This window comes from Bacteroidales bacterium (assembly GCA_026418905.1).
Classification (GTDB): domain Bacteria; phylum Bacteroidota; class Bacteroidia; order Bacteroidales; family DTU049; genus JAOAAK01.
In genome coordinates this window covers 18,628-44,182 of sequence record JAOAAK010000002.1, presented here as the reverse complement: position 1 = coordinate 44,182, position 25,555 = coordinate 18,628, and the positions used below count along the sequence as shown (strand labels likewise).

The following is a 25,555-nucleotide window of genomic DNA, read 5'->3' as shown; positions in this document are numbered from 1 at the left end:
GGGAGAAACTCATAATCCCGGTATTATTACTTCTGTTATGGTATTTTAAGGATAGGCAGCATATATGTACAATGTATTCAGAGAAAAAAAGAAAGAAGAAACTCAAATGAGAAAATTTAAAAGCTTTATTTTATCATTGAGGCGATAGTTTTATTTTTAACTTAGATCTGTATGGTTCATATTATCAAAAATAAAAAATCGTATAATTTTGTAAAGGAGGGAGGTTTTCCTGTCGCCTCGACCATAATGGGTTGAGGAGGAAAGTCTGGACACCAAAGGGCACCATGCTTCCTAACAGGAAGGAGCTCGAAAAGAGCTACAGAAAGTGCCACAGAAACTTTACCGCCCTGTCGCATGGCAGGGTAAGGGTGAAAACGTGAGGTAAGAGCTCACGCATGAGCCTGGTGACAGGCTATGGGGTAAACCTCATGGGGTGCAAGGCCAAGTATACCGGCGTTGAAGGGTTGCCCGCCCGATGTCGGAGGGTAGGCCGCAAAAACCTGAAAGCAATTTCAGGTTCAGATAGATGACAGGAACTCGAAAGAGTACAGAATCCAGCTTATAAAACCTCTCTCCTATTTTTAATTCATTTTTATGAAGAATTTGTTTTTTATTTTTTCTTTGATTTCACTTTTGATGTTCTCGCAAAATCCATGGATTGATCTGTATTACCCATTTTTAAATTCCGCATATTTACAGCAGAATAAAATGAAATCAGTTTTGCTGGTGCGCGTAGATCCTGCTATCAATCATCAGGAGAGAATCGAAAAGTTCGAAGTAGATCAAAAAGGAAATATTGTTGCTTATATGAATATTACTACACAAGAGAAACGTTTTTTTCATTACAATTCTATCAATGGCTTGCTTGAGAAACAAATTTATTATCAAACTAATCAAATCGATACGTTTTACTATCAGGTAGATGTTAAAACAAAAAAAATTCGTGAATTATTATTTCAACCAACCCCTATGGGATTCGAATATCAACTCATAGAATATTTTTATTCTTTTGTTGGTATGTTAACGGATATCAAAAAAACCTCAGGTATCACGCCAACTAAATTTAATCTCAATGAAATTCCAGATAATTTAAAGTATTCTTCTTGTTTTGTTTTGCATGAAAATGGCTTTATAGCAAAAGTTACAGAAAATGAACAAATCACTTTAACAATGTATCAAGGTTATATTAAAAGTATGGAAATTCGACGTAGGGATTTTTCTGAGATTTGGAACTTTGAATATGATGTATTGACGAAAAAATTGGTATTGATAGACATTCTGGCTGAAGGAAGACCGTTTAAAATATATGTAACATATGAAACGTGGTAAGTATTTGTTTTTACTATTTTTTTCATTACTTAGTTATGCGAAACAAGCGATTAATGATTCAATTACCTTAAAAGTTTATTATTTTAGAATATTTGAGGAAATCTCAAAACCCGCCTGGCGAACTACTAAGCTAGCACTTCAAGAAGCTCAAGAAAAAGCGGCAGATATTGTTATACTTCACTTAAACACTTACGGTGGTGAGCTTGTTTATGCCGATAGTATTCGAAGTGCTATTTTAAATTATCCGAAGCAAGTTTGGGTATTTATCGATAAGAATGCAGCATCTGCAGGTGCTCTTATTTCTATTGCTTGCCATAAAATTTATATGCAAAAAGGTGCAACTATTGGAGCTGCAACAGTAGTAAATCAGAATGCAGAACCCTTACCAGATAAATACCAAAGTTACATGCGTGCAATGATGAGAAGCACGGCAGAAGCCCGAGGAAGAAATCCTGACATTGCTCAAGCAATGGTAGACCCTGATGTTTATATTCCAGGCATCATAGATAGTGGTAAGGTTTTAACTTTTACTGTACACGAAGCTATAAAGCATGGATTTTGTGAGGGCGAAGTATCCAACATATATGAAATATTGGAAAAGAATGGTATTGAAAAATATGAAATCATAAAGCAACGAGTTACAGTTTTAGATAAAATAATTAACTTTTTTTTACATCCTGTTGTAAGTGGGATACTGATTATGCTAATGGTATTAGGTATATACTACGAATTGCAGACACCCGGGATAGGTTTTGCTTTTGTTGTTGCCTTAATTGCGGCAATTCTTTTCTTTGTCCCTTATTATTTAGAGGGGCTAATTGCATATTGGGAAATAGCAATCTTCGTAGCTGGTATTATTTTACTTCTAGTTGAATTGTTGTTAATACCAGGTTTTGGTGTAGCAGGAATTACAGGAATTATTCTAATGATTATTGGTTTGACTTTTGCCATGATCAATAACATAGGTTTTTCATTGCCAGTGGATGGAATCGATAGTCTAATAAGATCATTGCTCACCGTGCTCATTTCTCTCACACTTGCTTTTATATTGAGCTTGTTTATTACACCTAAAATTATGGATGTGAAAATACAGGATGAGACCATTGGCTTGAAAACTACGTTGGATGTTGATGGGGGGTATACTGCATTAAATAAAAATCTGATTTCTTTGAAAGGTAAGACAGGATATGCCTATACAGTGCTTAGACCTGCTGGTAAAGTGAAGATAGAAGAAGAAATTTACGATGCAGTTGCTTTACTCGATTATATTGAAAAAAATGAAGAAGTCGAGGTAGTGGATGTTCAGAACATGCAACTTGTCGTAAGAAAACGATTGTAAAATTTACCCTGAAACAAATTGTTTTGTTTCATATAATCTTCAATTTTCCTGGCAACCATATCGTATCGTATATTACCCCATTGAGGGGCAATAAGGTAGCGAGGAGGTACTTCACTGGCCAACCTGTCGATATAAATATCTGGTCGTAAGAAAGATAAATAATGACTGATAAAGGAAATATATTCAGTGAGTTCAAAGAGATAAAACCTGAAAGGATTTTTTTTATAGAGGGTTTCGAAATACGTGTTTTTTAATATTTGTAAATGATGTAGTTTAATAGCGTTGAACGGAAGTTGATTTAATAGTTGTATGTCGGCAAGTAGGGTTTGGGGATTTTCTGGAGGTAATCCAAGAATGTAGTGTATAACTGTGAATATTTTATAGTAATGAAGTTTCTTTATGGTTTTCAAAGAGGTTGCAACGTCATGTCCACGATTAGCGAACATGAGAGCTTCGTTTCGTAAGGATTCTACCCCTATTTCAATCATGATGAAACACTTTTTTTTGAATTCCAACAAAAGTTGCAAGAGATCTTCGGAAATACAGTCTGGGCGAGTGCTTATGCTTAGGCCAACTATTCCATCAACTTCGAGTGCTTCTGTGAAAAATTTCAAAAGTTCGTCGACATGGGTATAAGTATTGGTATTTGCTTGAAAATATGCCAAGAAACCATTTGAACGCCTGTATCTTTTTCTATGAAAAGCAATACCTTCTTTGAGTTGATGATTAATAGATAAGTTTTTTCGACAATATGAAGGTACGAAACCCTCGTTGTTACAGTAATAACATCCTCCTTTTCCTTTTGTTCCATCTTTGTTTGGACATGTGAAAGGTAAAAAAACACTAATTTTTTGCAAACGAGAATGGTAATTTTCAATGAAGTAATCGCTTAAAGTTCGAAAAGGTTTTGAATAAAAAGAGTTGATCATTTCAGATGTATCCTATGATATAGTAGATAGCAAGACCAAACCATTCATGAAAAAGTTCATCCCAGATCTGAAAAGCTTTAGAATTGGGAAGAATAATAGAGACGAGGTCGTAATCTTTAGAAAGAGCATGATGGTCAACTGGAAATATATCGGGAATGATGTCTTGCTTGTAAAAACATGCAAAACTTCTGTACATATGCGAAGCTGAAGTAATCAAAAGAACCTGAACGTCAGATGGAAAAGAATTTTTTATGATACGGGAGGAATTGGCAGCATTTTCATATGTATTACGTGAAAGACTATCAACTAAAATATCTTTTTCCGGAATACCCAATTGCAAAAGAAATTGTTTCAAAAGTGTGGCTTCGTTTTGTGAATTATCATGAAGTATAGTGGCATCACCTCCACTAAGTAAAATTTTTTTTATTACACCTTTATTATACAGTATGATAGTTTGTATGATGCGATCAGGGTTATTTTTAAAAACGGCTTGATTTTCCTCTCCAAGAAATGCCATACCACCAGCCAGAACAACACCTACGTCGTATTGCTTGTATAGAGAAGAAATAGGAATTGGACGTGGTTCCCATAGCCTCATAACAGTTCGGGCCACAAAAAGATTACTGAAAAAAAGGAAAAACAAAAAAGCAGTGATAAGGCGATTTTTTTTCTTTTTTTTGTCTCTGGTTATAATAGCCATTAAAAGGATTAAAAAAATCCAAGCTACAGGTGTGGTCAAAAAAGAAAGAATCTTACTTAGATAAAAGAACATAAAACTGAGTTTCCAATTGCAAAAATATAAAATTAACTCAGCAACTTTTGTTGGTATTCAGATAGGTTTTTGCTTGAGTACAAGACGATGAAAATAAAGGACATAAAATAAGGTAGCATTGGAATTCTATAGCGAACCAATGAACCATAATTAGCAGTTGAAATCCCAACAAAAATGGTGAAGACGATCGTAAAGGCAAAGAAAGAAATAAGAATGGGATCATTGATAAAAAGATAAAATAATTTTCGATTGGTAAGTATTTTGAATAGAAACCATAAAGATATGATGAGAAAGAAACTAGCTTCAATCGCACTGATAAGCATCACAGGATTTCTAGCTACCCACAAAAAAGGTCCATATAATCCGTAAAGTAACGCTAAATGAGCTTTAGAAATGACACCTGAAAATGTAGGTTCAAAGTATCCAATATTGAAATAATTTTTACTGTAATATGGATTGGTTACAAAATCTTTTTGTGTAATGGATGCCTTTTGGAGAAGAGATTCTATGCTGCCATAGACACCAAGATATGGTGAAATGGACATATATAGAAAGATGAGAAAGATCATTATGAAAAAAAGAAAAAAAGGAGCAATGATATATTTCAAGATTCTATTTTGAATAAACTTAATTTGAGAATAACCAATAAAAACAAGAGCAAAAACCAATAAAGAAAGAAAAATGTAGGGTTTAATAGAAATTACAACATAAGAGAAAAACAAAACTGCGAAAATACTCCATGGTGAAAATTTTCTTAAAACAAACCATTGAACCAATGTAGCTACTATGTATGTTGAAGCGCAAAGTGTATAAGCATCTTTCATCATGCCTGAACCCCAAAAAAGAATAGATGGTAAAAAAAGAATACTAAATGCAAGAACTTTATAAGCGTGAGGATAAATTTGCGACAAAGTCCTGTATAATTTCCATGGACCTATGTATAAAAAAGCATTGAGAAGTATGAGAGATGGGATGAGTCGGCCAAAACTCAAAAGAACAAAAACATAACTAAGCCTACTTACTGACCAAGTTTGACGATCAAAATAGTATTCATAAGAAGGATAGCCTGTTAGGTCATTAAATAGTAAATAATTTTGGATAGAAATGGGCTCAAAGATAAGTTTCAGAGTGTGGTTAAAATTAATGAAGGTTAATTTATAAAGCATTGAGGAAGTATTATAATATTCATAAGTATCACCTCCTGGGTAATAGAAACCATAAACAAGAATAATAGCTATTCCACCAAAAGTTTTCGCAATATAACCAGGAATAAAAAATTTTGACCATGGTTCAGCCTGATAAGTAACAGAACGTCTATAATAAAGATAATAAATGATAAGCGTCAAATACAACAATCCTAAGGGAAAATCGATGAATTTCAAATAGCTATATGGATCGAATGTCATGTTTTGTTTTATTAAAAAGACCAAATGCTAAAATGTAAAAATATGAAAAAAGTAGCATCGCATATGCAAAGTGCATAGTAATTAATTCTGAGAAATATGCAAATAATGGTGGTAAAAGAGCTCCACCTAAAATTCCCATAATCAACATTGCGCTCGTTTCTTCAATTTTGCTTCCGGCGTGTTGTAAAGTAAGTGGCCATATAGCGGGCCACATGATAGCATGGGCAGCACCTAAAAGCACAATAAACCAAATAGATGTCGATTCGTCTGATAATATAGCAGAAAGCGTAAATAATATAGCTGCAATGGTATAACATATAAGGCCTTGTCTTTGCGATAAATATTTGGGTGTTAGCCAAATACTAATAAGGTAACCTCCTATCATGGCTAACATAACGTATGCAAGAAAATGAGAAGGTTCTGTTAAATTGAGATACCAACCTCCAATGTTAATAGTAATATAGGGTAAAGTTATTTGTCGAGCAAAGGAAATGATGCTGTCACCAACTATAACTTCTGCTCCAACATAAAAAAATATAGCAAAAAACCCCAACCAGGATTGAAGAGGTAAATTTTGGAATGATAAACGTTTAAATTCAAGAGATTTGATGTTTTCGTGAAAAGAAAAATACACAAGAAAAATTAAAAAAAGCAGCATGATTCCCATGATGGTATATGGCATAATAATTTCTTGGGCAAGTGAGTTCAGAAATGTGTTTTTTTCCACATCATTTAACGACGAAATAATTTCTATGATTTCTTTTTCAGAATATTTCAAAAGTATTGAGCCAAATAAAATTCCAGAAACTCCTCCAGCTAACTTATTAGCTATTCCCATAAGGCTAATCCTCTGTACAGCTCTTTCAGGGTTGCCAAGCAATGTAACATAAGGATTTACAGCTGTTTGTAGCAATGTCAGACCTATGCCTTGTATAAATAAACCTGCGAGGAAAATGGGGAAAGATCTCAAGAAAGCAGCTGGTATGAAAGATATCATACCAACAAGAATAAATTTTAGTCCCCAAATCATGGATTTTTTATAGCCTTTTTGCTTTATGACAAATGCTACTGGAATGGCCATGAAGAAATACGAAGCATAAAAGGCGGTTGTTACAAAAAAAGCTTGGGTGAGTGAGATCTCGCAAATAATTTTTAAATATGCTATTAAAACTCCGTTTAACCAAGTGATAAAACCAAAGAGAAAAAAAAGAATTACCAGAACGATTAATTGTCGTATGATTGAGTTCATGAATTTTTTGCAAAGGAAAGAAATTTATAAATGAAAAATTATTTTTAATTTTTACTTACTTAAAAAAAATTTTTTTAACTTTGTAAAACAAAATTCAATTTTTATGAAAAAAGTTATTTTTTTAGGTAGTTTTGCTTTGATAGTTCTATTTGTTACTTGCAAAAAGGACAAGGATGATGATGATAATCCACCTGTTGTACCTCAAGGAACGATAGTTTCTTCTGTGAGTTTGAATTATGCTTGTTATGTAGCTATTCATGGAAATTATGCTTACGTAGCACAAAAGACAGCAGGCTTTTCTGTTGTCGATATTTCTAATCCTTCATCTCCCTCAGTAGTAAAAACTGTCAATATTAGCGAGGTAAGAAAGCTTTATGTAAGGAATGGCAAATTATATGTTGCCGCATATATGGGTGGGGCTGCTGTTTTCTCATTAGCCAATCCGGCAAATCCTACTCTTGAAAAGACACTTTCTAACGGCGATAATGTAAGTTGCATTTTTGCAGACGATCAGTACATCTACTTGGGAGGAGGGAAAGGCTCATATGGTTATATTTCTATTCATAATATCAACGATGGCTCTCTGGTTGGTGAATATGTAAACGGACAGAGTGGTCAGGGTTATGCTAGTATTTGGGCAGATGGCAATTACATTTATGCAGGAACAAATGGTGGATATTTTCATGTAATTAATAAGTCAACCCCAACATCTCCAAATAAGGTGGGTCAATATTTTAACCCTGGGACACCGGGTCATGAACCATGGGCCCTCGGTATATTTGTGAGTGGTAATCGTGCATATCTTGCAGATTGGGGAGTTGGTTTGGTGGTTTTGGATATATCTACACCTACCAATCCGACAGAATTAGGTGTTTTTACTGGAGGAAGTGATGGACCCAATGCATATGATGTTGTTGTGGATGGAACAACAGCATATGTTGCCAATGGATGGGGGTGTTTGACAGTTGTAAATGTATCTAATCCAGCATCTATGTCTATGATTTATGAGGTCAATCCATCGTCTTCCAGTTATCAGAGTGTAAAAATTTATGGAGATTACGTCGTTGTAGCTGACAACGGACAACAAAAAATGCATATTATTAAGCGATAACTACGTTAATCCATTTCCTGAAACAGAAGAACCGCTATTTTGGCGGTTCTTTTTTATTGGAAAAACATGTCTATTTTTTTAAGTTTGCAAAAAAAATGATTTTTTTCTATATTCATCAAAACAATTGTGTAATTGCTGTAGATTCTTTAGTTACTCTAGATCAGGAAGAAGCGTATAAATTAAAATGGTTATTAGGAAGTGATAAAATAATTCGTATTACATCTGAGAACATTGTTGGAAATTTTCTAGGACCTCATAAAAACATGATTTCTCCCTGGTGTAGTAATGTTCTAAGTATTCTGGAATCTATTGGCATCAAACAGGTTCGAAGAATAGAAATGTTTCGTCCATATGATGATAGCTTCGATCCTATGTTGGAAGAAAGATATGACGTGTTGGATCAGTATATTTTTTCTGTTGAACAGAAAAGTAATGAATATTTTGAATATGTGGAAGATATAGTTTCATTTAATGATAAGCATGGACTTGCATTAACTGACGACGATATTCAGTATTTAAAACGTGTCTCATCAAAGATTGAAAGACCTTTAACAGATGCAGAGGTTTTCGGTTATGCTCAAATCAATTCAGAACATTGTAGACATAAGATTTTCAATGGAAAATTCATTATTGACGGCAAAGAAAAATTGTTTACTTTATTTGAATTAATCAAAAAAACCGTTAAAGTAAATCCTAATTTGGTTGAGTCTGCATATGTTGATAATGTAGCTTTTATTAAGGGTCCAGAAATCAAGATTTTCAGGCCTTTAAAAGGTGATTATCCTTCTCCATATGTAGTTGAAAATCAAAAAATTATTCTTTCTTTAAAAGCAGAAACGCATAATTTTCCTACCACAGTTGAACCATTTTATGGTGCATCTACAGGAACTGGCGGTGAAATACGAGATAGGATGGCAGGAGGGCAGGGGAGTATACCCTTAGCGGGAACAGCTGTCTACATGACATCTTTACCATCCTGGCATAAAAGGAAAAAATTTCGTTTCCCATATCATTTGCCCGAATCAATTTTGATCAAAGCATCAAACGGTGCATCTGATTTTGCTAATAAATTCGGACAACCTCTTATTGCCGGGAGCTTGTATGTATTCGATCATGAAGAAAATGGGGAACGTATAGCATATGATAAAGTTATCATGCTAGCTGGTGGTGTTGGTTATGCATTGAAAGTGAAATCTAAGAAAAGAATACCTGAAGCTGGAGAAAAGGTTATTTTGCTAGGAGGTGATAATTATCGAATTGGTATTGGAGGCGGGTCCGTCTCTTCAGTAGAAACAGGCAAGTATCATTCTTCTATCGAATTAAGTGCTGTTCAACGTGCCAATCCAGAAATTCAAAAGCGTGTCTTCAACGTAATCAGGGCCATTGCTGAAGATGAGCATAATAAGTCTATTACTTCTATACATGATCATGGTGCTGGTGGGCATTTAAATTGCTTTGTCGAATTGCTCGAACAAAAAGGTGGTATTATTCATGTAGACAAACTACCGAAAGGAGATGTTACTTTAACGGATGTTGAATTACTGGTCAATGAAAGTCAAGAACGAATGGGTCTTATAATTGAAGAAAAAAGTATTGATCTATGCCAAACTATAGCGCGACGCGAAAGAGCCCCATTTTACATCGTAGGAGAAGTCAATAATACACATAAAATAACATTTTTGCACGATGACGGTAGTAAACCTTTTGATTTGAAGATCAAATATTTACTAGAAAATCCGCCTAAAACTGTAATTTTTGATCAAAAAACGGAAAAAAATTTTGCCGAACCTTTTTTTGTTGTAGATAACATTTCAGAATACCTCGAAAAAGTTATACAACACGAAGCTGTTGCTTGCAAAGATTGGTTAACGAACAAGGTAGATCGAAGTGTTACAGGTAAAGTAGCTGTGCAGCCAACCTGTGGACCTTTACAATTACCACTGAACAATGTGGGGGTAGTGGCTCTTGATTATGAGTCATATACAGGTATAGCTACAGCCATAGGTCACGCGTCTGTAGCAGGACTAATTGATGCTAGTGCAGGTTCACGCTTGAGTGTGATGGAAGCTCTAACAAATATTGTATGGGCTCCGTTAAAGCATGGTTTAGAAGGGATCTCATTGAGTGCTAATTGGGCATGGCCTGCTCGTCAAAAAGGTGAAGACGCAAGGTTGTATGAGGCTGTGGAAGCTTTGAGTAATTTCTGTATCGAACTGGGTATTAATGTTCCAACAGGTAAGGATTCTCTTTCCATGACGCAAAAATACAGCGATGGCACAATAGTTAAAGCGCCAGGAACGGTTATCGTCACAGCAATGGCTGAAGTATCAGATATTCGAAAAACTATAACTCCAGTTTTACTCCCCTTTGAAGATTCTAATCTTATTTATGTGGATTTTTCTCTTTCACCTTTCGAATTAGGTGGGAGTGTTTTTTATCAAACGTTGAACTCAATTGGGAAAAAATGTCCAGACGTATTAAACTCAGCATATGTTAAACGTGTATTTGAGTCGATACAAGAACTGATTTTATATGAGAAAATTTTGGCTGGTCATGATGTTAGTGCAGGAGGTTTAATAACTGCATTGATGGAAATGTGTTTTAGCCAAAATGAAATGGGGTTGCTTGTTAATTTTTCAGATTTCGATGAATCAAATCTCGTAAAAATCTTATTTTCAGAAAAACCAGCTATAGTTATTCAGGTAACTGAACCTAAAAAAGTTATTAATTTCTTAATGGCAAAGCGTGTCAAATTTCATGTGCTCGGGCATGTCATTCCTCAATATCAATTAAAAATAGTTCACCATGAAGAAACATATCTTTTCGATCTAGAAGCATGGCGAAAAAAATGGTTATATCCATCCTATCGATTAGATCAAAAACAAACTCAAACTCAGCTTGCAATGTCGAGATTCGAAATGATCGGAAAACAAGAATTGAAATATCATTTTCCAGTTAACTTCACAGGAGAGAAACCAAATCTAACGTTTATTACAAGGAAACCTAGAGTTGCAGTTATCAGGGAAGAAGGTACGAATGGCGATCGCGAAATGGCGTATAGCATCTATGCTGCTGGGATGGAAGTTATAGATGTACACATGACAGACCTTATAGAAGGAAGAGAAGACTTAAAAAACGTTCAGATGATTGTGTTTCCAGGAGGTTTTAGTTATGCAGATGTTTTAGGATCGGCTACAGGATGGTCTGCAGGTTTTCTTTTTAACCCCCGAGCTAAGGAGTCATTGACTCGATTTTATGAAAGAAAAGACACATTAAGTCTTGGAGTATGCAATGGGTGTCAATTGATGGTAAAATTGGGTATTTTTGAAATCCTTGATCAGATTCATGTAAGAATGGAGCAAAATGATTCAGGAAAATTTGAATCAGCTTTTGTTTTGGTCGACATTCATCCTTCCCCTTCTATTATATTAAAGCCGATGGAAAACAGCAAACTCGGAATTTGGATTGCTCATGGGGAAGGAAAATTTATATTTGAAAATCCCAGAGAAAAATTGCACATTCCCATGACTTATGCATATGATCAATATCCAGGTAATCCCAACGGTTCTATGTATCAAGCAGCAGCCATATGTTCATCTGACGGACGCCATCTTGCCATGATGCCTCATCTGGAAAGATCTATTTTCCCATGGCAATGGCCTTATTATCCTGATAAAATAGGTCATAATATAACACCATGGTTTCTTGCTTTTGAAGCAGCAAGAAAATGGTTAAGTCAAACCTAAGAGCATGTTGGAGTTTATATATGTTTTTTCTATTATTGTCGTAGTTGTATTGTTGCTGTGGAAAATTTCTTTTTTTCATCGTTTTTCTTTGTCATGGTGGTGGTTTGCAGTGGCTTTTTTGCTTAAAGTTGTTGCAGGAGCCACTTTGGTTTATATTTATACGTATTATTACACAGACAGGTCTAAAGCTGATATTTATAAATATTTCGATGATGGAAAAGTGATGTATGATGCTTTGAAAAATAATCCGTCGCACTATTTACGCATGATTACTGGAATAGATAATGACAATCCTCTTTTCGATAGTTTGTATTATGCTAAGATGAACAATTGGTATAGAGTTTATGAGACTGTGACATACAATGACAGTCATACTATGATCAGACTTAATGCACTTTTTTTCTTGGTTTCAGGAGGTTTTTTTTCAGTACACAGCCTATTTTTTATTCTCATGAGTTTTCTGGGTTCTATTTTGCTTTTTGCAGCTATTGTTAAAATTTTTCCCAAAAAGGATAAATTGTTATTCTTTTCTGTTTTTGCTATACCCTCAATAGTCTTTTGGACATCAGGAGCATTGAAGGAAGCTGTGTTGCTGTTAGGTGTGGGATTAAATCTATTTTCATTGTTTCATTTTTTCGATTCTTTACGGTTAAAGTGGTTATATGGACTTTTATTTCTGATCTCTCTGTTTATTCTTATCTTCATCAAAATGTATGTTTTGTTAGCCATTATTCCCATGCTAATTGCTTATGTGTGGATTTCTATGACAAGGAAGAGAAGGTTTTTTTTGAAATACACACTTTCTTTACTAGGGTATATATTATTGCTTTATATTGTTGGTAAGATAAACTCAGACTATTTTTTTCCATCTCTTCTAGTTCAAAAACAACATGATTTTATTGGGCTTGCTTTACATGAGAAAAGTAGTAGTTATATTGAGCCGTTACCAATAAAGCCTAGTTTATTATCTCTTACAATGTATGCTTTTCCTGCACTTGTTAACGCCATGTTTCAACCATTTATCTGGAATATTTCTTCTCTTTTGGAGGCTTTTTCTTTTTTTGACTTGCTGTTATTTTACTTGATAATAATAGTTTTACTTATTTACGGCAAAATACAACTTAAGGAGCACACGTGGTTTTTTCTGTATTTTTCTGTCATTATGTTTTTACTAGTTGGATTTACAACTCCAGTAGTTGGTGCCATTGTAAGATATCGAATACCTGCCATGCTCTTTTTGTTAATCGGAGTAATAGGTTCTGTAAACCTCGATAATACAAGATTGAAAATATTAAAAAATAAAGTCCAATGAGTAAAACGATATTAATTACAGGAGCTACCAGTGGAATAGGCAAAGCTACTGCAGAGCTTTTGGCAGAAAAAAAATACAGATTGATTTTAACAGGACGTAGAGAAGAGAGACTCATTGAATTAAGAAATAAACTATCACAAGTGACTGAAATAATGGTTTTACGATTAGACATTCGAAAAAAAAATGAAGTAACGACTGCTTTAGAAAATTTACCTGGGGCATGGAAAGATATTGATGTTTTGATAAATAATGCTGGCCTTGCCCGGGGGTATGATTTATTTCACGAAGGAATTATTGAGGATTGGGAAGAAATGATAGACACGAATCTGAAAGGTGTGCTTTACGTAAGCCGATGGCTTATACCTTCTATGATAGAAAGAAAAAAAGGTCATATTATAAATGTGGGGAGCATTGCTGGGCGGGAACCATATCCACGTGGAAGTGTATATTGTGCTACAAAAAGTGCTTTAGCTACTTTAACGAAGGCTTTAAGGATGGAGCTTCTGGGGTATGGTATCAAGGTTTCGCTTGTAGCACCAGCAGCAACTGAAACAGAATTCAGCCTGGTTCGTTTTAAAAATGATTCTGAGAGAGCAAAGAAAGTCTATGAAGGTTACCAACCCCTTAGGCCAGAAGATGTAGCTGAGGTAATTTCATTTATCATAGAAAGGCCTCCTCATGTCAACATTGATGATATTTTAATTATGCCGACAGCTCAGGCTTCGTCGATGATGTTTCATCGGTATTAATTTGAGAAGAATGTTCTAAGGCTGCACGAACAAATTCCACAAACAAAGGATGAGGATTTTCGACAGTACTTCGGTATTCAGGATGAAACTGAACACCCAAAAACCATGGATGGTCTTTTAATTCAATGATTTCTACTAGATTTTCAGTTGGATTGATACCAGTTGGGACCATGCCATGAGCTTCGAACAATGAAAGATATTTGTTGTTAAATTCATAACGATGTCGATGTCTTTCGTAAATAAGATGTTTTTGGTATATTTTAAAGGCTAGGGATCCTTCTTTAACCTGACAAGGATATGCTCCGAGACGCATGGTGCCGCCTTTTCCAAGAACTTTTTTCTGACTTTCCATTAAGTCTATCACTGGATGAAGAGTTTTTCTGTCGAATTCGCGACTATGAGCATCATGCAATTTCAGAACATTACGTGCAAATTCAATGACAGAAACTTGCATGCCTAGACAAATACCAAGGAATGGAATTTTATGAGTTCTTGCATATTCTGCAGCAAGAATTTTTCCTTCGATTCCTCTTTCACCAAAACCAGGAGCCACGAGAATAGCAGAAATATCTCTGAAAATTTCATCCATGTTGTTTCTGCTTATTGCTTCACTATGAACAAGTTTAGGTATCACTTTACAGTGATTGACTACGCTTCCATGAGTTAAAGCTTCAAGTATACTTTTGTAAGCATCTTTTAATTCAACGTATTTCCCCACAAGGGCAATTTTAACTTTCTTTTCAGCGGTTTTTAAGATATGAACGAAATTTTCCCAATATGATAAATTAGCTTCAGGATATTGCTCGATGCCTAGCTTTCGAAGTACTACCTGATCTAATTTTTCTTCTTTCATTTTGAAAGGAACTTCGTATATGGTGCTGACATCAATACTTTCAATGACGGCATCAGATTCAACGTTGCAAAAAAGAGCAATTTTATGCTTTGAGTTTTCTGTAAGAGGATATTGGGTGCGACAAACGATGATATCAGGTTGTACGCCAAGTTCCAATAACATTTTGACGGAGTGTTGAGTGGGTTTAGTTTTGAGTTCACCAGTGGTTTGAAGATAGGGGACTAATGTAAGGTGTATGACAAGAGCATTTTTACCAAGTTCCCATTTGAGTTGACGCATAGCTTCAATGAAAGGCAGAGATTCAATGTCACCCACTGTTCCTCCTATTTCTGTAATGATGATGTCGTATTGGTTTTCTAGACTAAGCAGCTGAATTCTATATTTTATTTCATCGGTTATATGAGGAATGACCTGAACGGTTTCTCCGAGGTAATCGCCACGTCGTTCTTTTTCAATGACACTTAAGTAAATCCTACCACTGGTAACATTGTTAGCTTGCTTCATAGGTATGTTGAGAAAACGCTCATAATGACCCAAATCAAGGTCCGTTTCTGCTCCATCATCTGTTACAAAACATTCTCCATGTTCGTATGGATTTAAAGTTCCAGGGTCTATATTGATATATGGATCTAGCTTTTGGATGGTAACGTTGAAACCTCTGGCTTTGAGAAGGGTTGCAAGAGACGATGAAATGATACCCTTGCCAAGCGAAGAAACAACTCCTCCTGTAATGAAAATGTATTTGGTTTTTTTCATGATGAATGTCTTACGTGCAAAATTAGAAAAACCATTTTTGGCAAGAAGACATATCTTTGAACATGCAACTGTTTGAATGGGTTATTTATTTCTATGTTGGATTCAACTTTTTTTTGTTGATTGTTATAATACTGAAGTCAAGTGTAATAAATGAAACACCGACAAAACCTGAGAATGTCAACTCTTTCAGCATTTTAATTGCATCCAAGAACGAAGAACAAAACGTGAATCAACTTCTATATGCACTTTCCCAACAAAAATTACAACCAACGAATATCGTGTGGGTAGATGACCACAGTTCTGATAAAACTCCGCTGCTTGTAAGCGAATGGGGGAAAAAACTTCATGTTTTAAAATTAGTGCAACTTCCTGAAGGCATAACGGGAAAAAGATATGCATGGGAAGAAGGGATGAAACACGTCTCAACATCGCTTGTTTTGACCATAGATGCCGATTGCATTCCAGTTACGGAAACATGGACGTTTTTTATGTTATCTCATTGGAACGAAAAGATTCGGTTGGTAGGAGGAGGTGTGTTTGGAATCAAGGAGAATTCTATTTTTTCAAAATGTGCATATCATGAACATGCCATTGTTGTTATGCTTGGTCATATTGCTGCTATGCTTTCTTTTCCGCTTTATGTGTCTGGTGCCAATATGCTCTTTAGAAAGGAAGATTTTATGCATTATTTAAAAACTTCTAAATTGCTGAAATCTCCATATGGTGATGATACTTTATTTATGAATTATTTAATTCGAAGATATGGCAAGAATTCCGTCAAGCTTATCAACGACTATCGTACTATAGTTCTGACATATCTTCCAGACGGTTTTAGCTCTTGGAAAAATCAAAGGTTACGTTGGTTATCAAAAACACACATGTTCATATCAAGTTATATTTTTTGGTTTACTTTTATAATTCTGTTGATGGATATAAGCGTTTATGGATTGTTGTTTATAATGCCATTAAAAGGAGTCATATTATTGCTTATTAAAAATTTAATTCAGGCAAAGATTTTTTATTTAACGGGAAAGAAATTTTTCAACTTAGAAGTTAATTACGCTTGGTTTCTAATAAGCATTTTGTTTTTTGGTGTTATTCATTTTATTTTATCTTTAAAAAATTTAGTAAATTTATTGAACCATAGTAGGCATCGAGTGACTATTTAGGAAAAAAATCATAATTTTGCAAAAAAAAAATGGGAAAAGGAGATATTCGAACTAAGAGAGGCAAAATTCATAGAGGAACATACGGTAAAACACGTCCCAGAAAGAAAAAAAATAAAATTGCACTACAAAAATTATATTCATTCCAGCAAGAAGAAAGTAATAAGTAATGTTTTAGTAGCGTGTTATGTTAAACTGCCCTTTTTGTGCTGAAATAGCTCAGGAAGGGATAAATTTTTCTTATAATTTTTATTCTTGCTCAAAATGTGGATCATTATTCCGAAAAGATGTAAATGAAAAGGTCATACATCAATATGATTCAACTTACTACGGAGATCGCAATCAAAAGTTTTCAATACCCTTCTATCAATTTTTAAGATATTTATTTCACAGCTGGAGATGGAAAAGGATTAAGAATTTCTTTAAAGAAGGTGATTACGTAATGGATGTAGGTTGCGGTCATGGGGATTGGCTAGAATTCCTTCTTTTTGAAAAGATTTGTATAGTGCCCATAGGAGTCGAATTACCTGGTTACCTGGAGGAAGTTTTAAATGAAAAATGTTGGTTGACACTTGTTACAACTCCCTTTATAGAATTAGATTGTTTTCATAAGAAAATTAAAGCTGTATTTTTTCTTCATTCTTTTGAGCATATGCGGGAACCAATTAAGGTCTTAGATAAATCGATTGAAATATTGGATGATAAAGGATTTATTTACATCGCCATTCCCAATATAAATTCGTTACAATATAAGATTTTTAGAAAAAATTGGCTTCATCTTGATCCTGATTATCATGTACATTTACCATCACTTCAATGGATGAAGGAATTTTTTCTGAAAAAAGGTTTTGTGATCCAAAATCAAAAGCAGAATCATTTTTTGTATTCCTTGGTTGGTTGGCTTTTTAGTCCGTTGAACATGCTTTTCCCCCGAAATGTTTCATGGGAAAATCTTAAAAAAAGTAAAGATGAAAAAAATAATTTTATTTTTTTTGTAACTCTTATTTGGTCTCTAATTTTCTTTTTGCCTGCAGTATTAATGTATATACTAGAAGTAGTTTTTAGAAAGGGAGCTACAGTGGAGTGGATAATAGTAAGAAATAATTAAAATACTTCAAAAAGCACTCACTACCAATGGATTTTGTTCTATTAGTTGATGAAGTATGTTATTTTTTTCCTTTTAAAGCTTCGGCACCGCTTATAATTTCAATGATTTCTTTGGTAATGGAAGCTTGCCGTACTTTGTTGTAATAAAGACGAAGTTCTTTGAGCATTTCCGATGCATTATCTGTAGCTTTGTGCATCGCAGTCATTCGAGCACCATGCTCAGAGGCAACGCTCTCAAGAAGAGCTTTGAAAAGAGAAGTCTTAATTTGCAAAGGTATTAATTCCCGTAAAATGTATTGTTTGTTTGGTTCGAAGATGTATAGAGGATTTCTAGTCTCTTTACGATCAAAAGTAAATGGTAAAAGAATTTCGTGTGTCGGTATAAAAACAGCAGCATTTTTAAATTGATTATATATGAGAACAACTTGATCGGTTTTCTTTTCAAGGAATTGTTTTATAATTTTGTCTCCAATGGATGCAATTTCATCCCATTGAGGTTTTTCAATTAAAGAATGATATGTGTTATCTATGTTGTAGTGCTTTCTAAGGAGTGCTTCTTGCCCTTTTTTACCAAGGCAGATGATACTATAAGTATTTCGTCGAATGAATGCCTGATAATCTTTTTCAAACAGTTGAAGAGTGTATTTAACGAGGCTTGAATTGAAAGTACCACACAATCCTCTGTTAGCTGTGAAGATAATGAAAGTAACGTGTTCTACAGATCTCTTTTCCAAAAGAGGTATGTTTTCAGTTGAATCTAATTCAGATATAATTTTGTTGAAAATATTTTGTAATTGTAATGCATAAGGTCGGTAGGTTTGTATACGATCAGTAGCTTTGCGTAACTTGGCTGCTGAGACAAGCTTCATGGCCAGCGTAATTTGCTGGGTAGTTATCACAGATTGAATACGGTTTCTAACTTCTTTCAGATTGGGCATGTTTGTCAGCTTTTGTATTGTTTGGCAATTTCTGTAGCTATTTCGGTTAATTTTTTCATAATTTCATCATCAATATGCCCTGTTTTCAAGGTAGCAAGTATATCTGAATGATGTGTTTCAAGATAATGCAGGTAGCTTACTTCGAAATTTTTAACCTGATCGAGAGGAACGTCTTTTAGTAATCCTTGTGTGCCAACAAATATGATAGCAATCTGTTTTTCCACAGGCATAGGTTGATATTGAGGCTGCTTGAGAATTTCTACATTGCGGGCACCTTTATCTATGATTGCTTTAGTAGCAGGATCGATATCGGAGCCAAATTTCACAAATGCTTCTAGTTCACGGTATTGAGCTTGATCGATTTTGAGAGTACCTGCGACTTTTTTCATGGCTTTGATTTGAGCATCACCACCAACTCGACTCACTGAAATACCCACGTTGATAGCAGGACGAATACCTGCATTAAATAAACCACTTTCAAGATAGATTTGTCCATCGGTGATAGAGATAACGTTGGTGGGTATATAGGCTGAAACATCTCCGGCTTGGGTTTCAACAATAGGGAGTGCTGTCAAAGAGCCGCCTCCTTTAACCATGTGACAGATACTTTCTGGGAGGTCATTCATCATACGAGCAACGTTGTCGTCTTCAATAATTTTAGCAGCACGTTCCAAAAGTCGTGAATGGAGATAGAAAATATCACCTGGATATGCTTCACGCCCGGGTGGTCGGCGAAGAAGCAATGAAACTTCGCGATATGCAACAGCTTGTTTAGATAAGTCATCATAAATCACAAGGGCATCTCTACCTGTGTCACGGAAAAACTCGCCAATTGCAGCACCAGCATAAGGTGCATAGAACTGCAGAGCAGCAGGCATCGAGGCAGTAGCAGATACTATGATAGTATAAGGCATTGCACCTTTTTCTTCAAGAATTTTGGCAATTTGAGCAACTGTTGATCCCTTTTGCCCCACGGCTACGTAAATACAATAAACAGGTTGACCTTTTTCGTAGTTTTCACGCTGATTGATAATCGTATCTAATACAATAGCTGTCTTGCCAGTCTGCCTATCTCCGATAATGAGCTCACGCTGCCCCCTTCCAATGGGAATCATTGCATCAATGGCTTTTATTCCTGTTTGAAGGGGGGTTTTTACTTTTTGGCGAAAAATTACACCGGGAGCTTTTCTTTCTAAAGGCATTTCATATAAGGGCCCCATGATGGGTCCTTTTCCATCAAGAGGTTCTCCTAAAGTATTGATAACTCTTCCCAACAACCCTTCTCCTGCCATAATTGAAGCAATACGATAAGTGCGTTTGACCACATCTCCTTCGTTGATTTCACGAGCATCTCCGAGTAGTACAATACCCACATTATCAACTTCTAGATTAAGAACAATACCTTTCATGCCAGATTTCTCAAACTCAACCATTTCGCCAGCCTGGACTTTTGTAAGTCCGTAAGCACGAGCAATTCCATCTCCGGCTTCGAGAACAATACCTGTTTCTTCTAGTTGCTCATCAAGTTTGAGACCTTCTATTTGTTGTCGTAAAATGGCAGTTACTTCTGATGGTTTTATCTGACTCATATCTGTTTATAATTTTCGTTCGTATAAATTAATTGAAAAATTCCGCGCGATCAAATTAAGCTTTCGCCGAATAGAGGCATCGTAAGAATAATCTTTCATTCTAATGATGAAGCCTCCTATTAGATCTGGCTTCATTATTTCTTGAATGATAGGCTGATAACCTGTGTGTTCGTGAATTTTTTTTGCTAATAAATCTTTCGTTTTATGATCAAGCGATTGAGCAGTTAAAAGTAATACTTCGATTTTTTTGTTTTTCTCCAGAAGTAAAGTATAGCAAGTTTTAAGAATATCTGGAAGAATATTGGCTCTTTGCTTTTGGATGATAATATTAAAAAAACTTAAAATCAAAGGGTGAGCATCAAGAAAAAGTTGACGTACAAGTTGGATTTTAACATGAGGTTTAATGATAGGATTTTTCATAATTCGACAAAACTCAGGATGCTGATTTACCCATCGGTAAATATGTTCGAGATCTTTTTCAACATGAATAAGTTGATTTTTTTCTTCCACCAAAGAGAAAAAAGATTTTGCATACCTTATAAGAAGTTGTTGGGTTACCATAGTTTAATTCATCTTAAATTTTTCAGCTAGCTGGAATGCATATTGTCTTTGTTTTTCGTTGTCTTTAAAGTGTTCACGAATAACTTCTTCTGCGATTTCTAAAGCTATGAGAGCCACATCGTTTCGAAGGTCGGTCATCATAGCAATCTTTTGATTTTCAATAGTTTCATAAGCGTTTTCTAAGATACGTTGGGCTTCTTCTTTAGCTTTTTCGTGAGCATCGTTAATAATTTTTTCACTAACCTTTCGGGCTTCGTTGATGATTCTATCACGTTCCAATCGAGCTTCTTGTATCATTTTTTCGTGTTCGGCTTCCAAAAGAGCAATTTCTTGTTTCATTTTTTCAGCATTTGCAAGGGCATTGGCAATTTCTTGATTTCTTTTTTCAATGGATTGCATAATGGGTTTCCATGCAAATTTCCCAAGAAGAAATACCAAGAGGAGGAACGTGATAGTTGTCCAGAAAACAAGACCAAAATCGGGATTGAGTAACATATATGTTTTTTTTATTTTTTCTAAAAACTCTCTGACCAAGCGTCAGAGAGCAATAAGTTTACTTTACTACAATGGCAAGAGCCACTGCAAAAAGAGTTGCACCTTCAATAAGAGCTGCAGCAATGATCATAGCAGTTTGAATTTTTCCGTAAGCTTCAGGTTGACGAGCAATAGCTTCCATAGCAGAACCACCGATTCTTCCAATGCCGATCCCTGCTCCTATAACCGCAAGACCAGCGCCAATTAATGATAATCCACCCATGATATGTATGTTTTTAATGATGTTCCTCAGGCATGGCAAGTCCAATAAACAAAGCTGTAAGCATGGTAAAAATATAAGCTTGCAAGAAAGCAACTAAAAGTTCAAGTAAACTCATAAATAAAACGAAACCAACAGATACGGGAGCAATCCAGATTGATTTAAAAATAAAAATTAAAGAAATCAAACTGAGAATAATGATATGTCCTGCTGTAATGTTGGCAAAAAGTCGTATCATGAGAGCAAAAGGCTTGGTAAAAATGCCAATAATCTCAACAGGCACAAGAATGGGCCAAAGCAACCATGGCACACCAGATGGCATAAAAATATGTTTCCAGTAACTTTTATTACCATTGAAATTCACAATAAGCAAAGTCAGAAATGCAAGTGTTAACGTTACCGAAATGTTCCCTGTTAAATTTGCCCCGAAAGGAAAAAAGGGAATAAGACCCATGAGATTGTTAATCAATATGAAGAAAAAAAGCGTCAATAAGTATGGAGCAAAACGTTTATAGTGAAATTCCCCAATATTTTGTTTAGCAACGTCATCTACAATAAAAAGGATAATAGGTTCAAGCCATGCAGCTAGTCCTCGAGGAGGTTGATGTGATCCATACTTTTGGTAAAATCTTGCAATTGATATAAAAATGGTGACTAACAATAGAAAAGCAATGAAAAGGACAACAACATTTTTGGTGATGGAAAAACTTAAAGGAACACCAACAATTTCTCCTTTTTCATTCGTCTTAACGATTTTCCCTTGATATTTTCCTTCATGAGCTATTTTGTAAGACAAATATGAACTTTGGCCATGGTTAAAATTAGCGCTTGAGAAGCAAATCAAGCGACCTTCATCAAAAAGTATAATAGGGAGATAAAGTGTAATATGTTTTTCCCCAACGGTAATAATATGCCACTCATAAGCATCTGAGATATGATGCATTATTAGTTCCGAAGGATCAAATTCTTTTTTTTCACTTGCTAGAAGAAATAAAGGTTTAAAAAAAAGCAATAAAGTTGCTACAATTGTGATTGTAAATTTCATGCTAGTCGGTCAATTCATTGCAAAAATAATTTTTTTATATAAAACATATAATCAATGAAAATTTTCTATATTCGCATAAAAGCACATGTATGAAAAACTTGTCTTTTCTTTTTTGTGTTCTCACTTTTGTTTTTTTATCTGCTGAAAAAAAAGCAAACTTTATATCTATCTTAAATGGTTGTTTCATAGAAAACAAAGGGCAGTGGAGTCCTGATGTGCTTTTCATGGGAAAAGCTAAGGATGCAACCGTATGGATACTTCGTAAAGGAATAGGTTTTGATTATTTGAATGCAGATTCTACGTTTAAAAGAGTAATTTTCTATTGGAAAAGTGCAAAAGATCCACTTATAGCATCTTTTGGAAGGAAAGAAGGAACGGTAAACTACATTCGTTCTAATCAACGGATTCAAGCAAATGTTTTTTCAGAAATTTTACTCCATCATCTCTACCCAGGTGTTGATGTAAGATACTATTTTGAACAAGGTTTTCTGCGCTTTGATTTGATAATTCATCCATGGGGTAATTGTGAAGAAGTTTCTCTGATTTTACCAGAAGAGATTTCAACAGTCCTTAACTCAGCAGGAGAATTAATCATGTCGATGGGAGATGGAGAAATTCATATCAGTTCACCGTTGAGTTACTTACAAAAATCTGGAAAGCAAATAGAATCTTCCTTTGATTTGGAAGGAAATTTGCTAAAAATCGATGTTCAAAAAACCAATCGAAATTCAGAGGTTTTAATAATAGATCCCCTGATTTATTCCACGTATCTTGGTGGCAATCAGTATGATTATGCAATGTCCATCTCTGTAGATTCATTTGGAAATGCTTTTTTGGTTGGAAATACGAGGTCGACCAATTTTGATACCACTCTAGGGTCTTATCAGACATCTTTGGCAGGTCAGAGTGATTTGTTCGTAACAAAAATAAATCCATCAAGTAATTCACTTGTTTATTCAACTTACATCGGTGGTAGCGGCAATGATTATGGATATGATATAGCCATTAATTCGAACGGCGAAGCTTTTGTGGTGGGATATAGTTCTTCGACTGATTATCCCATCACCAGTGGAGTAATTCAAAATACCTTTGCTGGCATCTTTGACGTAGTAGTGACTGCTTTGAATTCGAGTGGTACAGACTTATTGTTTTCTACTTATTTGGGAGGATCCAACGAAGATATTGGTTATGGCATTTATATAGATGGTGCTGGTAAGATATATTTAACAGGTATCACCAATTCAACCAACTTTGACATAACGCCAGGTGCCTTTCAGACCACGTTGGCAGGAAATTATGATGTTTTTGTTACCAAAATGGGGGGAAATGGTACGTCGTTGATTTATTCGACTTACTTAGGGGGAACCCAAGCTGATTATGGAAGCGATATTGCTGTAGATATGGGAGGATACGTTTATGTCACCGGACAGACATATTCTTCTAATTTTGATGTTACAGGGACGGCTTATCAAACTAACCTTGGAGGAGGAGTTGACGCTTTTTTAACTAAAATCAATCCAACTACGACAGGTAATTCTCTTGTCTTTTCTACATTTCTGGGGGGTAGTAACAACGACATTGCCACTGCCTTGGAGGTGGATCAAGCTGGTTGTTCATACATTGTCGGACAGACGAATTCTAGCAATTTTGATGTAACCTCAGATGCATTTCAATTAACTTTTGCTGGGCAATATGATGGTTTTTTTTCTAAATTTTCATCCAATGGATCTCAATTGCTTTATTCAACCTACCTAGGTGGAAATGATTTAGATTATATTAATGATATCATGCTTGATTCATTGGGTTTCCCTAATCTCATAGGAGAAACCCGCTCTACTAATTTCCCCGTTACGTTAGGGGCTTTTCAAACGAACAAAGATAATGGATATGATATTTGTTTGACACGTTTAGATCCCTCTGGGAAGCACGTATTGTATGCAACATATCTTGGAGGCAACAACGACGATTACGGTCGAGCTATTCAAAAAGGACCTGGATACAGTGTTTACCTTACGGGGTATACCAATTCTACCAATTATGATATAACATCGGTTAATTATCAGAATTTACCTCAGGGAATGTCAGAAGTGATTTTTACTAAACTTAAACTGTGCCCTAACATCAACATTTCCATAGTTTCTAATTCTCCTCTCTGTTGGGGAGATACGCTAAGTATGCATGCAACTTTTTTGAATGGTTATAATTATAGATGGGTATGTCCCAATAATATGATCGTAAATGATACAATTATTCATATTCCAAATGTGGATACGTCGTTTGCTGGTTTGTATTATTTAATCGTAACTGATAGTTTCAATGCTTGTTCTTATCAATATCAAACTGTAGTGCAAGTGTTAGAATTGCCACAAGTTGAAATTCTTCTTCCCGACGATAGCTTTTGCCTTGGATCTGTTGTCCAATTTTCTGTGACTGACCCCAATATGGCTTCATATGAATGGTACGGACCTGAAGGTTTTCATAGCAATGAAATAGAACCCTCAGTGTCTTTGTCGACTTTTGAACATGCTGGAATGTATTATTTGTATGTGACAAATCATCATGGTTGTGTAGGAGTTGATAGCCTTGAAATATATGTTATAGATTGTACTCAATTACCCGACATGAATAATTTCTCGCAATTCTCTGTAATGCCCAATCCAACACGTAAGAATTTGACGATTTATTCAAGCAAGATGGGGAAAATTTCCATTTATAATGAAGAGGGTAGAAAGATCAAAGAATTTTATCTTGATTCTGGAACCTACGCAGTTTCGTTACCATCAGGTAAGTATCAAGTGGTGAGAGAAAATGACAGGAAAGCCATTTGGGTTATAGTCCAGTAAA

The 25,555-nt window shown here is 35.1% G+C and carries 20 protein-coding genes, 1 other RNA gene and 1 pseudogene; 11 read left to right on the top strand and 11 right to left on the bottom strand.

Annotated elements, in window-relative coordinates; all coding sequences use genetic code 11:
- Positions 1–216: 216 nt before the first annotated feature.
- The 3 genes from rnpB to N2Z72_00210 all read left to right on the top strand — a co-directional run bounded on the left by rnpB (position 217) and on the right by N2Z72_00210 (position 2,668).
- An RNA gene (rnpB, locus tag N2Z72_00220) (RNase P RNA component class A) lies at positions 217–579 on the top strand.
- 129 nt (positions 580–708) lie between these two features.
- Positions 709–1,329 (top strand): hypothetical protein, encoded by a 621-nt coding sequence (locus N2Z72_00215; GenBank protein MCX7696101.1) that lies wholly within the window; start codon positions 709–711, stop codon positions 1,327–1,329.
- Positions 1,316–2,668, top strand: a complete 1,353-nt coding sequence (locus tag N2Z72_00210; GenBank protein MCX7696100.1) for a nodulation protein NfeD — start codon at positions 1,316–1,318, stop codon at positions 2,666–2,668. The genes N2Z72_00215 and N2Z72_00210 overlap by 14 nt, the downstream gene beginning before the upstream one ends.
- On the opposite strand, the gene N2Z72_00205 is transcribed toward N2Z72_00210, so the two are convergent.
- Genes N2Z72_00205 through N2Z72_00190 form a run of 4 tightly spaced genes read right to left on the bottom strand, consistent with a single transcriptional unit; the run spans position 2,632 to position 7,024 of the window.
- A complete protein-coding gene (locus N2Z72_00205) occupies positions 2,632–3,597 on the bottom strand; it encodes a TIGR01212 family radical SAM protein (protein MCX7696099.1) in 966 nt (321 codons plus the stop codon). The two genes, N2Z72_00210 and N2Z72_00205, sit on opposite strands and share 37 nt — an antisense overlap.
- 1 nt (position 3,598) lies before the next feature.
- Complete coding sequence (locus N2Z72_00200; GenBank protein ID MCX7696098.1) at positions 3,599–4,369, bottom strand: YdcF family protein; 771 nt, start codon at positions 4,367–4,369, stop codon at positions 3,599–3,601.
- 32 nt (positions 4,370–4,401) lie between these two features.
- Entirely contained in the window at positions 4,402–5,775 is a 1,374-nt protein-coding gene (locus N2Z72_00195; GenBank protein ID MCX7696097.1) for a hypothetical protein, read from the bottom strand.
- Entirely contained in the window at positions 5,756–7,024 is a 1,269-nt protein-coding gene (locus N2Z72_00190; GenBank protein MCX7696096.1) for an MFS transporter, read from the bottom strand. Before N2Z72_00190 ends, N2Z72_00195 begins: the two co-directional genes overlap by 20 nt.
- Positions 7,025–7,127: 103 nt before the next feature.
- On the opposite strand from N2Z72_00190, the gene N2Z72_00185 reads away from it, so the two are divergent.
- The 4 genes from N2Z72_00185 to N2Z72_00170 all read left to right on the top strand — a co-directional run bounded on the left by N2Z72_00185 (position 7,128) and on the right by N2Z72_00170 (position 13,942).
- Positions 7,128–8,135 carry a hypothetical protein gene (locus N2Z72_00185; protein ID MCX7696095.1) on the top strand — a complete coding sequence of 336 codons (1,008 nt, stop codon included), beginning with the start codon at positions 7,128–7,130 and terminating at the stop codon, positions 8,133–8,135.
- Positions 8,136–8,230: 95 nt separating this feature from the next.
- The gene (gene purL, locus N2Z72_00180) at positions 8,231–11,881 is read left to right on the top strand and encodes a phosphoribosylformylglycinamidine synthase (protein ID MCX7696094.1); all 3,651 of its coding nucleotides are present in this window, start codon (positions 8,231–8,233) and stop codon (positions 11,879–11,881) included.
- A gap of 4 nt (positions 11,882–11,885) precedes the next feature.
- Complete coding sequence (locus tag N2Z72_00175) at positions 11,886–13,193, top strand: hypothetical protein (protein ID MCX7696093.1); 1,308 nt, start codon at positions 11,886–11,888, stop codon at positions 13,191–13,193.
- Positions 13,190–13,942 carry an SDR family NAD(P)-dependent oxidoreductase gene (locus N2Z72_00170; protein MCX7696092.1) on the top strand — a complete coding sequence of 251 codons (753 nt, stop codon included), beginning with the start codon at positions 13,190–13,192 and terminating at the stop codon, positions 13,940–13,942. Before N2Z72_00175 ends, N2Z72_00170 begins: the two co-directional genes overlap by 4 nt.
- Here N2Z72_00170 and N2Z72_00165 read toward each other — a convergent pair.
- Complete coding sequence (locus N2Z72_00165; GenBank protein ID MCX7696091.1) at positions 13,896–15,551, bottom strand: CTP synthase; 1,656 nt, start codon at positions 15,549–15,551, stop codon at positions 13,896–13,898. The two genes, N2Z72_00170 and N2Z72_00165, sit on opposite strands and share 47 nt — an antisense overlap.
- Positions 15,552–15,613: 62 nt before the next feature.
- Here N2Z72_00165 and N2Z72_00160 point away from each other — a divergent pair, with 62 nt between their 5' ends.
- From N2Z72_00160 to N2Z72_00150, 3 genes and pseudogenes are all read left to right on the top strand, one after another.
- On the top strand, positions 15,614–16,720 hold the full coding sequence (locus tag N2Z72_00160; GenBank protein ID MCX7696090.1) for a glycosyltransferase: 1,107 nt from the start codon (positions 15,614–15,616) through the stop codon (positions 16,718–16,720).
- Between the two features lie 29 nt (positions 16,721–16,749).
- A pseudogene (locus N2Z72_00155) lies at positions 16,750–16,830 on the top strand (30S ribosomal protein THX).
- A gap of 74 nt (positions 16,831–16,904) precedes the next feature.
- Positions 16,905–17,825, top strand: coding sequence for a class I SAM-dependent methyltransferase (locus tag N2Z72_00150; GenBank protein MCX7696089.1), 921 nt, complete (start codon positions 16,905–16,907; stop codon positions 17,823–17,825).
- 58 nt (positions 17,826–17,883) lie between these two features.
- Here N2Z72_00150 and atpG read toward each other — a convergent pair whose 3' ends face one another.
- The 6 genes from atpG to atpB are packed head-to-tail and all read right to left on the bottom strand — an operon-like array spanning position 17,884 to position 22,711.
- Positions 17,884–18,762, bottom strand: a complete 879-nt coding sequence (gene atpG / locus N2Z72_00145) for an ATP synthase F1 subunit gamma (protein ID MCX7696088.1) — start codon at positions 18,760–18,762, stop codon at positions 17,884–17,886.
- Between the two features lie 5 nt (positions 18,763–18,767).
- Entirely contained in the window at positions 18,768–20,351 is a 1,584-nt protein-coding gene (gene atpA / locus N2Z72_00140; GenBank protein MCX7696087.1) for a F0F1 ATP synthase subunit alpha, read from the bottom strand.
- Positions 20,352–20,357: 6 nt separating this feature from the next.
- The gene (gene atpH / locus N2Z72_00135; protein ID MCX7696086.1) at positions 20,358–20,912 is read right to left on the bottom strand and encodes an ATP synthase F1 subunit delta; all 555 of its coding nucleotides are present in this window, start codon (positions 20,910–20,912) and stop codon (positions 20,358–20,360) included.
- A gap of 3 nt (positions 20,913–20,915) precedes the next feature.
- A complete protein-coding gene (gene atpF, locus N2Z72_00130) occupies positions 20,916–21,407 on the bottom strand; it encodes a F0F1 ATP synthase subunit B (protein MCX7696085.1) in 492 nt (163 codons plus the stop codon).
- 58 nt (positions 21,408–21,465) lie between these two features.
- Positions 21,466–21,669, bottom strand: a complete 204-nt coding sequence (gene atpE / locus N2Z72_00125; protein MCX7696084.1) for an ATP synthase F0 subunit C — start codon at positions 21,667–21,669, stop codon at positions 21,466–21,468.
- Positions 21,670–21,682: 13 nt separating this feature from the next.
- Positions 21,683–22,711: a F0F1 ATP synthase subunit A gene (gene atpB / locus N2Z72_00120; GenBank protein MCX7696083.1), complete on the bottom strand. Its 1,029-nt coding sequence runs from the start codon at positions 22,709–22,711 to the stop codon at positions 21,683–21,685.
- 89 nt (positions 22,712–22,800) lie between these two features.
- Here atpB and N2Z72_00115 point away from each other — a divergent pair, with 89 nt between their 5' ends.
- Positions 22,801–25,554 (top strand): SBBP repeat-containing protein, encoded by a 2,754-nt coding sequence (locus N2Z72_00115; protein ID MCX7696082.1) that lies wholly within the window; start codon positions 22,801–22,803, stop codon positions 25,552–25,554.
- Position 25,555: the final 1 nt, after the last annotated feature.

Bases quoted from the DNA above. Each gene is read 5' to 3' on its own strand.
- atpF (MCX7696085.1), bottom strand. From the start codon at position 21,407: ATGTTACTCAATCCCGATTTTGGTCTTGTTTTCTGGACAACTATCACG.
- N2Z72_00165 (MCX7696091.1), bottom strand. From the start codon at position 15,551: ATGAAAAAAACCAAATACATTTTCATTACAGGAGGAGTTGTTTCTTCG.
- atpA (MCX7696087.1), bottom strand. From the start codon at position 20,351: ATGAGTCAGATAAAACCATCAGAAGTAACTGCCATTTTACGACAACAA.
- N2Z72_00150 (MCX7696089.1), top strand. From the start codon at position 16,905: ATGTTAAACTGCCCTTTTTGTGCTGAAATAGCTCAGGAAGGGATAAAT.
- N2Z72_00185 (MCX7696095.1), top strand. From the start codon at position 7,128: ATGAAAAAAGTTATTTTTTTAGGTAGTTTTGCTTTGATAGTTCTATTT.
- N2Z72_00195 (MCX7696097.1), bottom strand. From the start codon at position 5,775: ATGACATTCGATCCATATAGCTATTTGAAATTCATCGATTTTCCCTTA.
- N2Z72_00190 (MCX7696096.1), bottom strand. From the start codon at position 7,024: ATGAACTCAATCATACGACAATTAATCGTTCTGGTAATTCTTTTTTTT.
- N2Z72_00170 (MCX7696092.1), top strand. From the start codon at position 13,190: ATGAGTAAAACGATATTAATTACAGGAGCTACCAGTGGAATAGGCAAA.
- N2Z72_00215 (MCX7696101.1), top strand. From the start codon at position 709: ATGAAATCAGTTTTGCTGGTGCGCGTAGATCCTGCTATCAATCATCAG.
- N2Z72_00115 (MCX7696082.1), top strand. From the start codon at position 22,801: ATGAAAAACTTGTCTTTTCTTTTTTGTGTTCTCACTTTTGTTTTTTTA.
- N2Z72_00175 (MCX7696093.1), top strand. From the start codon at position 11,886: ATGTTGGAGTTTATATATGTTTTTTCTATTATTGTCGTAGTTGTATTG.
- atpG (MCX7696088.1), bottom strand. From the start codon at position 18,762: ATGCCCAATCTGAAAGAAGTTAGAAACCGTATTCAATCTGTGATAACT.
- atpB (MCX7696083.1), bottom strand. From the start codon at position 22,711: ATGAAATTTACAATCACAATTGTAGCAACTTTATTGCTTTTTTTTAAA.
- N2Z72_00160 (MCX7696090.1), top strand. From the start codon at position 15,614: ATGCAACTGTTTGAATGGGTTATTTATTTCTATGTTGGATTCAACTTT.
- N2Z72_00210 (MCX7696100.1), top strand. From the start codon at position 1,316: ATGAAACGTGGTAAGTATTTGTTTTTACTATTTTTTTCATTACTTAGT.
- purL (MCX7696094.1), top strand. From the start codon at position 8,231: ATGATTTTTTTCTATATTCATCAAAACAATTGTGTAATTGCTGTAGAT.
- atpH (MCX7696086.1), bottom strand. From the start codon at position 20,912: ATGGTAACCCAACAACTTCTTATAAGGTATGCAAAATCTTTTTTCTCT.
- N2Z72_00200 (MCX7696098.1), bottom strand. From the start codon at position 4,369: ATGTTCTTTTATCTAAGTAAGATTCTTTCTTTTTTGACCACACCTGTA.
- N2Z72_00205 (MCX7696099.1), bottom strand. From the start codon at position 3,597: ATGATCAACTCTTTTTATTCAAAACCTTTTCGAACTTTAAGCGATTAC.
- atpE (MCX7696084.1), bottom strand. From the start codon at position 21,669: ATGGGTGGATTATCATTAATTGGCGCTGGTCTTGCGGTTATAGGAGCA.